The organism is Saccharomonospora sp. CUA-673, assembly GCF_001942305.1.
GTDB lineage: Bacteria > Actinomycetota > Actinomycetes > Mycobacteriales > Pseudonocardiaceae > Prauserella.
Genome location: NZ_MKKE01000061.1, coordinates 1 through 13,527, shown reverse-complemented (window position 1 = coordinate 13,527; position 13,527 = coordinate 1). Strand labels below are relative to the sequence as shown.

Annotated in this window: 10 protein-coding genes and 4 pseudogenes; 5 read left to right on the top strand and 9 right to left on the bottom strand. The window is 67.9% G+C overall.

Going from position 1 to position 13,527, the window contains the following annotated elements:
* Nucleotides 1-95: 95 nt before the first annotated feature.
* The 6 genes and pseudogenes from BJF85_RS22135 to BJF85_RS22105 form a co-directional block, all read right to left on the bottom strand.
* A pseudogene (locus BJF85_RS22135) lies at nucleotides 96-1,453 on the bottom strand (deoxyribodipyrimidine photo-lyase).
* Between the two features lie 20 nt (nucleotides 1,454-1,473).
* A complete protein-coding gene (locus BJF85_RS22130) occupies nucleotides 1,474-2,223 on the bottom strand; it encodes an anti-sigma factor domain-containing protein (RefSeq protein ID WP_075849958.1) in 750 nt (249 codons plus the stop codon).
* Nucleotides 2,220-2,819 (bottom strand): ECF RNA polymerase sigma factor SigK, encoded by a 600-nt coding sequence (gene sigK, locus BJF85_RS22125; RefSeq protein ID WP_075849960.1) that lies wholly within the window; start codon nucleotides 2,817-2,819, stop codon nucleotides 2,220-2,222. Before sigK ends, BJF85_RS22130 begins: the two co-directional genes overlap by 4 nt.
* Entirely contained in the window at nucleotides 2,812-4,083 is a 1,272-nt protein-coding gene (locus BJF85_RS22120; protein WP_369822266.1) for a class I SAM-dependent methyltransferase, read from the bottom strand. Before BJF85_RS22120 ends, sigK begins: the two co-directional genes overlap by 8 nt.
* Before the next feature lie 31 nt (nucleotides 4,084-4,114).
* Nucleotides 4,115-4,806 (bottom strand): annotated as a pseudogene (locus tag BJF85_RS22115) (DUF1365 domain-containing protein); the annotation flags it as partial.
* Nucleotides 4,803-6,071 (bottom strand): annotated as a pseudogene (locus BJF85_RS22105) (NAD(P)/FAD-dependent oxidoreductase). The pseudogenes BJF85_RS22115 and BJF85_RS22105, both read right to left, overlap by 4 nt.
* A gap of 233 nt (nucleotides 6,072-6,304) precedes the next feature.
* On the opposite strand from BJF85_RS22105, the gene BJF85_RS22100 reads away from it, so the two are divergent.
* The 4 genes from BJF85_RS22100 to BJF85_RS22085 all read left to right on the top strand — a co-directional run bounded on the left by BJF85_RS22100 (nucleotide 6,305) and on the right by BJF85_RS22085 (nucleotide 10,772).
* Nucleotides 6,305-7,576: a class I SAM-dependent methyltransferase gene (locus BJF85_RS22100; RefSeq protein WP_075849956.1), complete on the top strand. Its 1,272-nt coding sequence runs from the start codon at nucleotides 6,305-6,307 to the stop codon at nucleotides 7,574-7,576.
* On the top strand, nucleotides 7,576-8,355 hold the full coding sequence (locus BJF85_RS22095) for a DUF1295 domain-containing protein (RefSeq protein ID WP_075849955.1): 780 nt from the start codon (nucleotides 7,576-7,578) through the stop codon (nucleotides 8,353-8,355). The genes BJF85_RS22100 and BJF85_RS22095 overlap by 1 nt, the downstream gene beginning before the upstream one ends.
* Before the next feature lie 107 nt (nucleotides 8,356-8,462).
* Nucleotides 8,463-9,977, top strand: coding sequence for a molybdopterin-dependent oxidoreductase (locus tag BJF85_RS22090; RefSeq protein ID WP_369822265.1), 1,515 nt, complete (start codon nucleotides 8,463-8,465; stop codon nucleotides 9,975-9,977).
* A gap of 108 nt (nucleotides 9,978-10,085) precedes the next feature.
* Nucleotides 10,086-10,772 carry a fasciclin domain-containing protein gene (locus BJF85_RS22085; RefSeq protein WP_075849953.1) on the top strand — a complete coding sequence of 229 codons (687 nt, stop codon included), beginning with the start codon at nucleotides 10,086-10,088 and terminating at the stop codon, nucleotides 10,770-10,772.
* A 473-nt stretch (nucleotides 10,773-11,245) separates the two neighbouring features.
* Here the strand turns inward: BJF85_RS22085 and BJF85_RS31695 are convergent.
* From BJF85_RS31695 to BJF85_RS22065, 3 genes and pseudogenes are all read right to left on the bottom strand, one after another.
* A pseudogene (locus BJF85_RS31695) lies at nucleotides 11,246-11,461 on the bottom strand (hypothetical protein); the annotation flags it as partial.
* A 37-nt stretch (nucleotides 11,462-11,498) separates the two neighbouring features.
* Nucleotides 11,499-12,056, bottom strand: coding sequence for a hypothetical protein (locus BJF85_RS22070; protein WP_139320789.1), 558 nt, complete (start codon nucleotides 12,054-12,056; stop codon nucleotides 11,499-11,501).
* 255 nt (nucleotides 12,057-12,311) lie between these two features.
* Nucleotides 12,312-12,578, bottom strand: coding sequence for a hypothetical protein (locus tag BJF85_RS22065; RefSeq protein ID WP_075849950.1), 267 nt, complete (start codon nucleotides 12,576-12,578; stop codon nucleotides 12,312-12,314).
* 589 nt (nucleotides 12,579-13,167) lie between these two features.
* On the opposite strand from BJF85_RS22065, the gene BJF85_RS22060 reads away from it, so the two are divergent.
* Complete coding sequence (locus BJF85_RS22060; protein WP_075849949.1) at nucleotides 13,168-13,494, top strand: helix-turn-helix domain-containing protein; 327 nt, start codon at nucleotides 13,168-13,170, stop codon at nucleotides 13,492-13,494.
* Nucleotides 13,495-13,527 lie beyond the last annotated feature (33 nt).

Below are 13,527 nucleotides of genomic sequence, written 5' to 3'. Positions count from 1 at the left end.
CGCGCCGGCATTGGTTCTGTCTAGGTTTCCAGGTCTCCAGCCGCTCACGTCGTCGCCGTCGTCTTCTGTGTTGACCGATCGGGGCGCGCACCGGCCTACTCGCGGGCCCGGGCGGCGAGAAACCGTGTGCGTCCGGCATCCAGTTCGACCAGTGGGTCCGTGTAGTCGAGTGTGGCGCGTTTGGCCGGCGGGAGCGTCCAGGGGCGGTGTACCGCTCCGTTCGGGACATCACGCAGCTCGGGTACGTACCTGCGCACGTACGAACCCTGCGGGTCGTATCGTTCGGCTTGACGCAGCGGGTTGAGCACGCGGTTCGGCCGGGTGTCGGTGCCGGTGCCCGCCACCCACTGCCAGTTGAGCTGGTTGTTCGCCATGTCCCCGTCGACCAGATTCCACAGGAATGTCGCGCACCTTCGCGCCAGTCGAGGTACAGCGTCTTGGTCAGGAAGCTCGCGGTGATCATCCGGGCCCGGTTGTGCATCCATCCTTCTCGCAGCAGCTGCCTCATGCCTGCGTCGACAATCGGGTACCCGGTGCGGCCCTCTCGCCATGCCTGCAATTCTTCCGGGGCTATGCGCCAACGGTCGCCGCGCGGGCGGTAATCCGCCGTCGCGGTATGTGGTCGGGCGGCGAGCACCTGGTGGTGGAAATCGCGCCACGCCAGTTGTCGGACGAACTCCCGCGCACCCTGCGTATGGGAACCGACCCGCGACACGACCTCCGTCGGCGACAGTGTGCCGAAGTGCAGATGTGGCGAGAGTCGGGAGGTACGATCGCCTGCGAGGTCGTCGTGCCCGTCGGGGTAGTCGTCGACCTCGTCGGCCGTCCACTCGGCCAAACGCGCGCGAGCGGCGTGTTCACCGCCCTCGGCGAGATCCGGCGCCGTCGCCCCCGCACAGATCTCCGCTGCCACCGGCACGGTTCCCGGAGCGACCGGTGGCATGTACAGTCGGCCGGGCGGCGACAGCGGTGCGCGCGAGGTCGCCTCCAGCCAGCGCCGCAGGTACGGGGTGAACACGGCGAAGTGGTCGCCCCCGCCGGAGGGGGTAAGCGAGCCGGGCGCTGCGACGGTGAGTGCCGTGTCGTGAACGTGGACCCTGGTGTTCAGCTCCGCGATGAGCCCGTCCTGCCTGCGCCGCGCGTACCCGCTGACGTCGGCGGCGACGTGCACGTCCGTCACCCCGTGTTCGGCGACGAGGCGGCCCAGCTCGGCGATCGGTTCGCCGCGCCGCACGACCAAAGCCGCGCCCCGTTCCCGCAGCGAGCAGTCCAGACTGGACAGACTGCGGGGCAGGAACTCCGCCCGGTTCGGACCGGCGAATCCGCTCGACGTGATGGCCTTGTCCAGGACGAACAGCGGGATGACACGTTCGGCAGTGTCCGCGGCGGTACGCAGCACGGGGTTGTCATGGGCCCGCAGGTCGCGGGTGAATAAGGCGATGGCGGTGCGCATCGGCATGGCCTGGCCCGGCCTCAGGTCCGCACGGAGAGCAGCATGACGGGATCCGTCGTGGGCTGCGGCGAGCCGCCCTGGGGTTCGACCGTGACGCCGAGCTCCCTGGTGTCGGCGGGCATATGGTGCACGATCGGCATGTCGCCCCGCTCCAGGACGCCCATCGAGCTGGCGCCGCCGGGGCTGATCGCCCACAGCTGATGCACCTTGTCCCGCGGGAGCGCCGGCATGCGCTTACCCATGAACATCGCCTTACCCATCTCCTCCGACACGACGGCCGTCGCGGACGCGTCGCCACTCGCGCCGTGGACGATCCGCGCATCCCCAGCCTGCAGTACCTCGGCCATCTCGCCACCGCGGGCACCGGCCTGCGCCATCTGCTCCCTGACCTGTTCCAGCTCCCGGTGCGACTGCCACGCCACGCCACCGAGCACACCGGCTGCCGCGATGGCGACGACGGAGGCCGCGACGGCGATACGGGTGGCCAACCTGCTGCGCCACCGCGCGGAGCGCGATCCGATGGATGTCGGTCCGGTGGCCGGGGGCTCCTGCCGGGTCTGTGCGATCTCGCGCAGTACGCGTGCCTTGAGCTCCGGTTGCGGCTCTACGGCCGCGCCGGCGCCGAGCCGCGCAGCGGCCTCTGTCAGCTCGTGCACTTCCTGGGAGCACTCCTGGCACACCGCGAGGTGGTGCTCGAACTCGGCACGCTCCGGGCCGGTGAGTGCGTTCACGGCGTAGGCGCCGGTGAATGTCGACATCTCCGTGCTCATCGGCTCACCGCCAGGCAGTCGCGCAGGCGGATCAAACCGTCCCGCAGTCGGGTCTTGATCGTCGCGGGGGGTGAATCGAGCAATCCGGCCGCCTCGCGATAGGTGTAGCCGCGGTAGTAGGTCAGCAGCACCGATTCGCGCTGGAGCTCGGTCAGGGTGGACAGGCAGCGTCGGACCTGCCGATGCTCCAGCCGCGCCAGCACGGATTCGCTGACCTCGTCGAACGCCGCCGTGCCGGATCGTGAGCCGGCCTTCGCCTCACGGTCGGACGTGGATTGTTCGGAGCGCACCCTGTCCACGGCGCGGCGATGCGCGAGTGTGAGTACCCAGGTCATCGCACTGCCCTTGTCCTGCCGGTAACGCGTCGCGTTGCGCCAGACCTCGACGAGAACCTCCTGGGTGACTTCCTCGGACTGGGCGGCGTTGCGCACGACACGCTGTACGAGCCCGAACACGGGGCCGCTGACGACGTCGTACAGCCGCTCGAAGGCGGCCTCGTTTCCCTTGCCGACCTCGACGAGCAGTGCATCCGGGTCCGGTTCGGGCCGCGATGTGGGGTCGCGCGGCACGATCCGGGGGTGTGCGTTTTCATCCACGTCGGTCATCTCCTGGCTGCTTGTGCATGCCGAACTGCCACACATCGAGGTATCCGGAACGGAAACCGGCCTCGCTGTAGGCGAGATAGAACTCCCACATGCGGTTCAGTGGGTCATCGGAGCCGCGGTCGGTGCCGTCGACCCACCGCTCGGTGAACCGTTGGCCCCACTGTCGCAGAGTCTCGGCGTAACCCGGCCCGAAGGCGCGGCGCTCGGCGAGGGTCATCGCCGTGTTCGCGGCGACGTTGCGTTCGATCACCTCGACCGAGGGCAGCAGGCCGCCGGGGAAGACGTACTTGTGGATCCACGTGTACGAGTTCTTGGTGGCCAGCAGCCGGTCGTGCGGCATCGTGATGGCCTGGAGCGCCACCCGTCCTCCGCTTACCAGTAGCCGGTCCAGTGTCCGGAAGTATGTCGGCCAGTACTCCGCGCCGACGGCCTCGATCATCTCGATGCTGACGACGGCATCGTAGGTTCCCTCGGTGTCGCGGTAGTCGGCGAGCCGCACGTCGACCCGATCACTCAAGCCGGCCTCGGCGAGGCGCCGGACGGCGAGCGCACGCTGTTGCTCGGACAGGGTCACCGTGGTCACGCGTGCGCCGCGCTGTCCTGCGCGAATCGCCAGCGAACCCCAGCCCGTGCCGATCTCCAGCAGCCTCGTACCCGCTTCGACCCCGGCCAGGTCCAATATCGAGTCCAATTTGGATAGCTGGGCGGTGTGCAGGTCGCCGCCGGGGGTCAGCGGCGCACCGGAGTAGGTCATCGTTTCGTCGAGGAACGTCGCGAAGAAGTCGTTGGACAGGTCGTAGTGCCGGTGGATGTTGGAGCGTGCCCCGCTGACGGTGTTCCGCTCTGCATCCGGTTGGGGGGCGTCGACAGAACTGCGCAACACCTGCAGCGGCTTTGGCACGAGACCGGCCATGCGCGCGGCGAACGGCGTGAGCAGTGCGGCGAGGTCGGGGCTGGACCAGTCGCCGGCCATGTACGACTCGCCGAACCCGATCTTGCCGTTCAGCCCGAGCCGGTGGAAGAACTCCCCGGGCCGGTCGATCCGCATCAGCGGCGATCCCGCTGTGCCGCGGCCGAGTCGCTTGCCTCCGGCCAGCGCGACGCGCACCGGGAGGGTACGCACGGCGTGCCGGAACAGCCGCTCCGCCAGCCGCGCTCGCACTGGCGCGTGCGGAGGGCGGTCGAGTCGCTGCCAGGGTGGCGGCGGGGCTGACGTTGGTGCGGGGCGGCCCACGTGGGCCGGCAGCTCGGTGATGCTCACGGTGACTCCTCTCGAGGGTGCGCTGCCGCGCGAACCGGGGAACCCGGCGTAACCACAGTGCGATGCCGTGCGCGCGGATCAATGCCGACACCTGGTGCGGGACGAGGGGTCTGCGCGCCAGCATGCGGGTGAGTTGCCGTAGGCTGCCCGCAGCGCGCCGGCCGGACAGCGTGGCCGTCAGCAGCACGCCGTCCGTGCCGTGCAGTTCCACACGCAGCGCGAGACGTTCGCTGGGCGCGGGCAGCCGCAACCGGTAGCGTCCGTGCCCCGGCAGGAACGGTGAGACGTAGAACCTCTTGTCCGTCTCGGCGGTTCCTTCGGCGTCCGGATGCAGCAGATAGCGGTGCGTCTCGCCGTAGGTGTTGGACACCTCGGCGACCACACACGCCTGCTGTCCGTCCGGCCGGTGGCACCAGTACACAGTGATCGGGTTGAACACGTGCCCGAGCACGCGTGCGTGTGCCAGCATCAGCACCCGGCCGACATTCGGCTCACCCTGTGCGGCAAGCCAGGCGTCCAGGTTTCGCCGGATTGGCTCGCCGTGGGCGCCAGGTGATCCCGTGCGTCGAAGCGGGCGAACGGGCGCAGCCAGGGCGGCAGTTCCGGCAGCTCGTCCAGGTCCACGAGCCAGGTGTAAAGCCGATGCCGAAAGGTGCGTGGGATATCCCCGTGCCGGGTGTGCGTCACCACAGATTCGTAGAGCGCGGGTGCTGTCATGGCGACGTCCACCCGGCACCGAAGGCTTCGGCGGCGCGCAATCCGAACGCGCAGCCGTCCTCGTGGAACCCCCAGCCGTGGTAGGCGCCAGCGAAGCGCACCCGGTTGTCGCCGAGTTCGGGGAGGCGTCGTTGCGCGGCCACCGATTCGGGTGTGTAGATCGGGTGTGTGTAGGTCATGGTGGCGAGTACGCGCCGTGGATCGATCCGGTCGCCGCGCCGAGGGTTACCACGTAGTCCTCCGGCTCGGCCAGCCGCATCAGGCGGTTCATGTCGTAGCTGACGATCACGCCGCCCGGCTTGGCCGCGCACGACTCCTTCCGGTGATTCCAGGAAGCCCGTGACCTCGTCGTGCGCGGCAGCAGCGTCGGGTCGGTGTGCAGCACGGTCTCGTTGCGCGAGTATCCGAAGGACCCGAGCACCGTGCTCTCGGCGCGGGTCGGTTCGGCGAGCATGCGCAACGCGTCGTCGGCATGTGTGGCGAGCACGGCGTGATCGACCCGGTGGGTCGCGCCGGAATCGTCGTGGATGTCGACGCCGTCGGCGTGGCGCTGCACCCCGCGCACAGGGGTGCCGACCCTGATCTCCGGCAGGCGCTGCGCGATCCGGTCCACGTACTCGCGCGATCCGCCCTCCACGGTGCGCCAGACAGGGGAGTTGCCGACGGAGAGCATCCCGTGGTTGTGCAGGAACTCGAACAGGTACCGCGCGGGGTACTGCTCGCTGACGTCGCGCCCGACGACCAGACCGCCGAAACGAGCGGCACCACGAAGTGCTGCACGAAATATCGCGAGTACCCGCCCCGGGACAGGAACTCACCGAGGGTCAGTCCGTCGTCGCGCCGGTGTCGAGCAGCGCCCGCGCCCGCCGGTGGAAGACGGGCACCTGCGCCAGCATGGCCAGATAACGGGCTCGGACGAAGTTGCCCGGGCGGGGGAACAAGCCGTCCAGGCTTTTGGCACCGGCGTACTCGAGCCCGCAGCCTGCGCAACTCACGCTCATCGACATCTCGGTGTCCCGTGTGGATACGCCGAGTTCGCGGAACAGGCGGGTCAGGTTCGGGTAGGTCCGATCGTTGTGCACGATGAACCCGCTGTCCACGCCGACCGTGCGGTCGTCCTCGGTGCGCACCCCGTGGGTGTGCGCATGGCCGCCGAGGCGCTCGGCCGCCTCGAACAGCACGACCCGGTAGCGGTGGCGCAGCAGGTAGGCGGCGGTCAGCCCGGAAACGCCTGCTCCGACCACGGCGACGGTCCGCTCGCTCATGGCGCGTCCACCCGGGCCGTCCTCGGGTGCGCGCACGGAGGCGCCGGCGTGCGGATCGAGCAGCCACCGCTGCGCCGCGCCTCGGCGGTACCGGTCGTCCATGGCCGAGGCGGGTCGTGTGAGGAACACATATCCCTCGTTCGGAGCGAGTCGCCCGAATGATTGGCTGCGTGTCTACGGTCACAGTGCCGTGGCTGGCCAATCTCCGGGGCCACCGGCGACGAACTAGGAACATGCGCACGTCCCGAGCCGCGGTGGCTCCCCAGATCGAGACGCTCGCACACCGCCTGTTGGGCGTCCCACTGCCCGTCGGCCTGCGTGCCTGGGACGGCAGCAGCGCGGGCCCCACCGACGGCCCCAGCGTGTCGATCACGAGCAGAAGGGCGCTGCGGTACGCCCTGTGGAGTCCCGGCGAACTGGGGATCGCCCGTGCCTACGTGCGCGGCGACCTCGACGTCGAAGGGGACCTGACCGAGGCGTTGCGCCGGTGCAGGCAGCCCGCTGGACCTCCTCGGAAGAACGCCGAACGGATCGGTCTCGGGGAACTGGCCGCACTGCTCGGCCTCGCCGCGCGTACCCGGGCTCTCGGCCCGCCACCGCCTCGGCCCGAGGGTGAGGCGCGGATACGCGGCGCTGTGCACAGCAAGCGGCGGGACGGCGCGGTGATCGCGCACCACTACGACGCCGGCAACGAGTTCTATCGGCTACTGCTCGATTCGAGCATGGCGTATTCGTGCGCGTACTGGCGGCGCGGTGAGGACGGCACCCTCGAGCAGGCGCAGCGCGACAAGCTCGACCTGATCTGCGCCAAGCTCGGGTTGCGGCCCGGGATGCGGCTGCTGGACGTCGGCTGCGGTTGGGGATCGCTGATTTTGCACGCCGCGCGGGAGTACGGGGTGCGGGTTACCGGTGTCACGCTCTCGGCCGAGCAGTACGAGTACGTGCGCCGGCGGATCGCCGACGAGGGCCTCACCGCATCGGCCGAGGTGCGACTGCAGGACTACCGCGGGCTGGACGACGAACCCTACGACGCGATCGCCACCGTCGAGATGGGTGAGCACGTCGGCGAGCGCAACTATCCGGACTACGTCGCGACCCTCTACCACAATCTTCGGCCGCAGGGCCGCCTATTGCTCCAGCAGATGTCGAGAGGCGAGAACGCACCGGGAGGGGGAGCCTTCATCGAGTCCTACATCGCGCCGGACATGACCATGGTGCCGGTCGGGCGAACGGTGCAACATCTCGAGGCCGCGGGCTTCGAGATCCGGGATGTGCACGCGCTGCGTGAGCACTATGTCCGCACGGTCCGGGCCTGGATGCGGTTGCTCGAGGACCGCACGGAAGAGGCGGCCGCCGTGATCGGGCGGGAGGGCGTGCGGATCTGGCGGCTTTATCTGGCTGGCGGAGCGCTGGCTTTCGAGCAGAACCGGATGGGCGTACAGCAGTTCCTGGCGGTGCGGCCCGACGCGGCCGGGGAGAGCGGCATGCCTGCGGAGCGGGTGTGATGGCCGTGCCGCACGCGGTGCTCGCCTCGCTCGCCGTGGCGCTCGGCGTGATCACGGTGACGTTCGCCGTGGCACGGGTGCGTGGGCGTTATGACACGATCGACAGCGCCTGGGGTGCCGGTTTCGCGGTGATCGCCGTGGCCGAATTCGTCGTGGAGCCGCGAGGGTTCGGCGGTGCGCTGATGCTGACGGTGCTCACGGTGGTGTGGGGCGTGCGGTTGTCGGTCCACATTCATCGGCGCAACGTCGCTGGCGGAGAGGATCGCCGCTACCGCGAGATGTTCGCCCGCGGACGGCGTCGCCCGGTGCTGCGCATGTTCGTGCGGGTGTATCTCACCCAGGCGCTCGTGATGTGGTTCGTCGCCCTGCCCGTGGTGGTGGGCCAGCAGCAGCCGGATTCGTTTGGGCCGCTGGCCGTGGCTGGCGTCATGGTCTGGTGCTGCGGGTTCGCGTTCGAGGTGATCGGTGATCGGCAGCTGCGGCGGTTCAAGGCCGATCCGGCCAGCTCCGGTGCGGTCCTGGACACCGGGCTCTGGCGCTACACGCGTCACCCGAACTACTTCGGCGACGCGTGTGTGTGGTGGGGGTTGTATCTGATCGCGGCGCAGCAGCTGCCCGGTGCCGCGACCGTGCTCTCGCCGCTGCTGATGACCTGGCTGCTCGCACGTGGCAGCGGCAAACCCATCACCGAACGGCATCTCGCGGCCACCCGGCCCGGTTACCGAGCGTATATCGAGCGCACCAGCGGTTTCTTCCCGCTGCCGCCCAAGAAGACCTGACCGGCACCAATCGCCCGCACCGCCGTCGCCGAATATCCGGTATGACCGGCCATCATGAATCTCCCGGACCTGGAGCACTGCGGGGAATGCTCGTGGGCGTGCTCGCAGTGACATTCGCCTTGGGCATCGGGCACCTGCTCGCCGGGCTGTGGGCACCGAACTCCTCGCCGTATCTGGCGGTGGGCAACACCGCGATCGATCTGACGCCCGATCCGGTCAAGCAGTTCGCCATTCAGCAGTTCGGCGAGTCCGACAAAACCGTACTGCTGGGCGGAATGGCCGTCGTGATCCTGGTGCTGGCGCTGGCTGCCGGCCTGCTGTCCCGCCGCTCAGTGTGGCCCGGTGTCGTGCTGATCGGCGGGTTCGGGCTCGTCGGCGTCGGGGCTGCGTCGGCCCGCCCCGATCTCGTCGTGCTGGGCGTACTGCCCGCGGTGGCCGCACTGCTGGCCGGGACCGCAGCGTTCGTCCTGCTGCACCGGCTCGCCGCGCGTGATCGGACGGTCACAGTGGACTCGCAGGATCCGGACGGTGACTCTCAGGACCAGGGTGACGGTGAGTCCGGTGCTTCCCGCCGGACGTTCGTGCTGTGCGTGGCCGGCCTCTCCGCCGTCGCCGCCGGATCGGCCTTCGGCGGGCAGGCCCTGTCCCGCGATCAGGGTGTGCAGGCGGCGCGGGATCGGATCACCCGCCGGATACCCGCCAATCCACCGATCCCCGGCGGCGCTGACTTCGTGCGCGCCGGCACGCCGTCCTTCATCACGCGCAACCGGGACTTCTACCGGGTCGACACGGCGCTGTCGGTCCCGGCGGTCGACGCCGACGCCTGGCGATTGCGGATTCACGGCATGGTCAACCGCGAGCTCGTCCTCGGCCTCGACGATCTGATGGCCCGCCGCACGGTGCAGCGCACGATCACGATGACCTGTGTCTCGAACGAGGTGGGCGGCCCGTACGTGTCGACCGCGACCTTCACCGGCGTCCCGATCAGCGAGCTCCTCGGAGAGGTGGGTGTTCGTGCTGGTGCCGAGCAGGTCTTCAGCACCAGTGTGGACGGATACACCGCGGGCACTCCGGTGGACGTGCTCCTCGACGGCGACCGCGGTGCGCTGCTGGCCTACGGCATGAACGGGGAGGCGCTACCCGTGGAACACGGCTTTCCCGTCCGCATGGTGACACCGGGGCTCTACGGGTACCTCTCGGCCACGAAGTGGCTGGTCGACATGGAGCTGACCACGTTCGAGCGGAAGACCTACTGGGAGCAGCGGGGCTGGGCCGAACAGGCGCCCATCAAGACACAGTCCCGCATCGACCGGCCGGCGGCGTTCCAGAAGTTCCCGGCGGGAACCATGACGGTCGCAGGTGTGGCCTGGGCACAGAACACCGGAATAGCCGCCGTCGAGGTGCGCGTGGACGGCGGAGAATGGCAGCGCGCCGAACTGTCCACCGAGGTCAACAACCAGACATGGCGAATGTGGCGTGCCGAACTGGGGTTCTCGCCGGGAACCCACACCGTCGAGTGCCGCGCGACAGACCGCACCGGCTACACCCAGGTCGCCGAACGCGTACCGCCCATACCGAACGGAGCGACCGGTCTACATTCCATAACCTTTATCGCCACATGAGCTCGATCAGACATGAGTTTTTCCTTCCCGGACCAATCGGTTCCATCCGCGGCATCGAATCAAAAAGAGACCCGAGAAGCTCGGGAGACCGCAGAGGAGCTGATTTTCATGAAGACCTTTCGCCGACCCGCCGCCATCACGGGTGCGGTCGCCGCGCTCGCCTTGACCCTGGGTGCCTGCGGCAACGCCGAGGATGCCGGTGACCAGAACGGCGGGCAGCCGGGGGCGTCGGGGCAGGAATCGTCCTCGATGGCTCCCGACTCGCAGGGCGGACGAATGAAGGACGGTGTCACCACCGCCGACGACGTGTTCGGACCCGGATGCGCGGATGTGCCCAGCGACCCGAATGACGAGGGATCCGTGCAAGGCATGGTTGACGACCCGGTCGGTACCGCGGCCAGCAACAACCCGCTGCTGACCAAGCTGACCGCTGCGGTGAAAGCCGCTGGCCTGGTCGATACGCTGAACAAACAGGATGCGCATTACACCGTGTTCGCTCCAGCGGACCCGGCCTTCGACCAGCTTCCTCCCAAGACGCTGAAGGCGCTTCTCGAGGATCCGTCCATGAAAAAAGATCTCCAGTCCACTCTGACTTACCACGTCGTGCCCAAGCGGATGGACGCAGAGGAATTGACCGAGGCCGGGTCGGTCGAGACCGTCCAGGGCGGGAAGGTCGAGATCGGTGGTTCGGCAAAGGCGCCAACGGTCAACGGTGCCGAGGTGCTGTGCGGCAACGTGCCCACCGCGAACGCCACAGTGTTCGTCATCGACAAGGTGCTGCAGCCAGAGAGCTGATTCCCGGCGATTGCGGCGGCGAGCCTTCTCTACTGGTCGTCGCCGCGTCGGAAACCGGGTCATGGGCTGCGGGACCGCTGCCCATGACCGCGCGTTTGAGGAACATCCGTGTCTTATCGTGCGCTAGGAGCTGTTTAAGAAGGGGCCCTGGTGTGGGGATGTATCGAGGTCTCCGGTAGATGGATCGACGACCAAGAAGATCAACATCTATCCGGAGACCTCGGTGGGAACCGTATCGAGCGGCGGGCGTAAGGATCTGACGCACCGGCAATGGGTGGCGTTGCAGCGCGTGTTGCCGCCTCGTTCCGGGCTGGGTCGTGCCCCTCGGGGCAGCGGCGGGCGCCGTCCGCGTGCTGGTGCACGAGCGCGGATTGCAGCAGGTGTGGGGCGAGCATGGAGACCTCGACGTGCTCGCGGTCCGGGCCGGCCAGGCCGCCGTCTTTGCCGTAGAACAGCACGGTGTTGCCGGAGTTCTAGTTCTCCACGACCTGCAACCCGCCGTGGATCTCCCGGCGCAGGTCTGGAGAAGCAAAGATAGCCGCAGGCAAAGGTCGTGCGCACCACGCGGCCGAGTTCTTCCAGTGCCTGGTACGCCGCGTGTGTTTCGGCCAGCCGCGAGTGAACCGGCGCAGGATCGACTCCGATTCCGCCGTGCCCAGCCGGAGCGCGGTGGAGTACTTGACCATCTGGTCGTAGTGCTCTCAGCGTGCACCGGGCACGGGGTGCTTACGGTGTGGGCGGGAGGAAGGCTGTGGCGAGCAGCTGAGCGGTGAAACCGCCAGTTGCGTTCAAGGAGATCATCGTCAACTTCTCACCGAGATTGGCGGCCAGCCGCTTCATCGTGCCCTGGTCAGGTTCCTCGGCCTGTGCTTCCGACTGCAGCTTGGCTGCCTCGTTGCGCAGCTCGTCGGCGAGCTCGTGGTTGTCGATCTGGATGCCGTCGTGCTGCAGGTGATGTAGGAGGTCGCGGACGGCTGCCAGCGTGGTGTCCAGGTCGATCGGCTGCGTGCTGATGTTCTGGTTGTCGATCTCCTGGGCCACATCCCCATCGACTCCGACTGCGACCTGGTTGCCCTGACCGGTGACGGTCACCGCGTTGCCGTAGTGAGTTTGGTAGATGTTCGTGATCCGCGCCGATGGGGATGACCCTGCGCTTCGCGAGGTGGCGGTTATGGACTTGTTGTACTTCTTCTCGGCCTTCTTGCGTGCTTGTTCCCGTTCCTTTGCTAGAGCCTCTTCTCTTCTCTTGATCTCTCGCTTCTCCCGCGGGGTGAGTGCAGCCATCGATCCGTCCCTCTTCGTGTGCTTCCTGGAAACCCGCTCGAACTGTGTTCCATTTTGCCCGTCGGTACCGACCTTTGTCGTACAAGCGGCAGGCCACCACGGGGACGCGCAGACCTGCCGCTTGTGATCCCGCTCAGATGCCGCCCACTGCGGTGGCGCCGTGCACAGCTGAGGTCATCGGTCAGTGATCTCAGGTACCGGCTCGCGCGATCCTGCCTGTGGGACGGGCCCCTGATGCGGATGGTGTTGGGGTGTTCAGTGGGTGAGGCCTTCGTCGAGGGCGAGTTGGCATGTGGCGGCGATCCGGACGGTGAACCAGTCCAGTCCGGTGTCGTGGACACGGGCCACCGGCAGCATGTCGCCGACGGCGTGCGCGGCGAGGTAGTCCAGGGTGTGGCCGAGTACATGCAAATAGAGCGTGAGGGTGGCGCGGTTCAGGGGTGCGGCGATCGCCGCGAGTTCGCGACGCAGCTCATCCTGGTGATGTGCCAACACGGCCGCCTGCCACGGGTCGCCGGTCATCGCGGTGATCGTGTCGCGGACCGGCCCGGCGATTCAGGTCTCAAGCGAAATCGGCTCGCCCATGTTGCAGCGGTCCTCTCGTTGTCCCATCACCGGCGCCCCGGGGAACCGGAGGAGGTGACGTGCAGGTCTGCGGGGCGCCCGTGACCCGCTGACCTTCCTCCAGTCCACACAGTAAATCTATGCTGACAGGGGTAGACATTCAACGTTGGGTGTGTCTAGTATTGCCTCCGCACAGACGAGGTAACAGAGCGCGGGAAATGATGGAGCTACCCGCGAACGGGTAGGTACGACCGCGCCGCAAGGGTGTCGTACCGCGTACGAGGAAGTAATGAGAAAGAAGGGATAGGGGAAGCATCATTGGATCGCCTGCCGCGGCTGTGTAGGAATGCCGCGCGGGTACCGCAGTCCGATTGTATTGGAAGGTGGTTCTCGGTTACGACGAAGCGATCCCCGCGAAATCCGGTGGTGCCACTGGATGCGGGTACAGAAGGCCGGCTTGTTCGCCGGTAGGCAATGATGAAACCCAACCCATGAAGGCCCCGAGTGCCGTGCCCGGCACTCGGGGCTCTTTGTGCATGGAGGTGGAATGGTTTCTCACCGGGAAGACCCGGACACGCCCGACGGTCAGGGCGCCAAATTCGATGACGAGCACTACCCCGCCTACACCATGGGGCGCGCCGCCGACATGCTCGGCACGAGCCAGAACTTCCTGCGTAGCCTCGATGAGACCGGCCTGATCGAACCGCAGCGCTCGGCCGGTGGCCACCGCCGTTACTCCCGCCACCAGCTACGCCTCGCCGCGCGGGTACGGGAACTGGTCGACCACGGAACACCGGTCGAGGCAGCCTGCCGCATCGTATCCCTGGAAAACCAGCTACACCAGGCCCAACAGCGCCACAACCAGCAACCGTGACCCGCCGAGCCTGCAGCCTCGGGCTCGCGAGTA

Coding starts and splice junctions, on each gene's coding strand:
- BJF85_RS22130 (WP_075849958.1), bottom strand. CDS start 2,223: ATGAGCACGGAGATGTCGACATTCACCGGCGCCTACGCCGTGAACGCA.
- BJF85_RS22100 (WP_075849956.1), top strand. CDS start 6,305: ATGCGCACGTCCCGAGCCGCGGTGGCTCCCCAGATCGAGACGCTCGCA.
- BJF85_RS22095 (WP_075849955.1), top strand. CDS start 7,576: ATGGCCGTGCCGCACGCGGTGCTCGCCTCGCTCGCCGTGGCGCTCGGC.
- BJF85_RS22085 (WP_075849953.1), top strand. CDS start 10,086: ATGAAGACCTTTCGCCGACCCGCCGCCATCACGGGTGCGGTCGCCGCG.
- BJF85_RS22070 (WP_139320789.1), bottom strand. CDS start 12,056: ATGGCTGCACTCACCCCGCGGGAGAAGCGAGAGATCAAGAGAAGAGAA.
- BJF85_RS22065 (WP_075849950.1), bottom strand. CDS start 12,578: ATGACCGGCGACCCGTGGCAGGCGGCCGTGTTGGCACATCACCAGGAT.
- BJF85_RS22060 (WP_075849949.1), top strand. CDS start 13,168: ATGGTTTCTCACCGGGAAGACCCGGACACGCCCGACGGTCAGGGCGCC.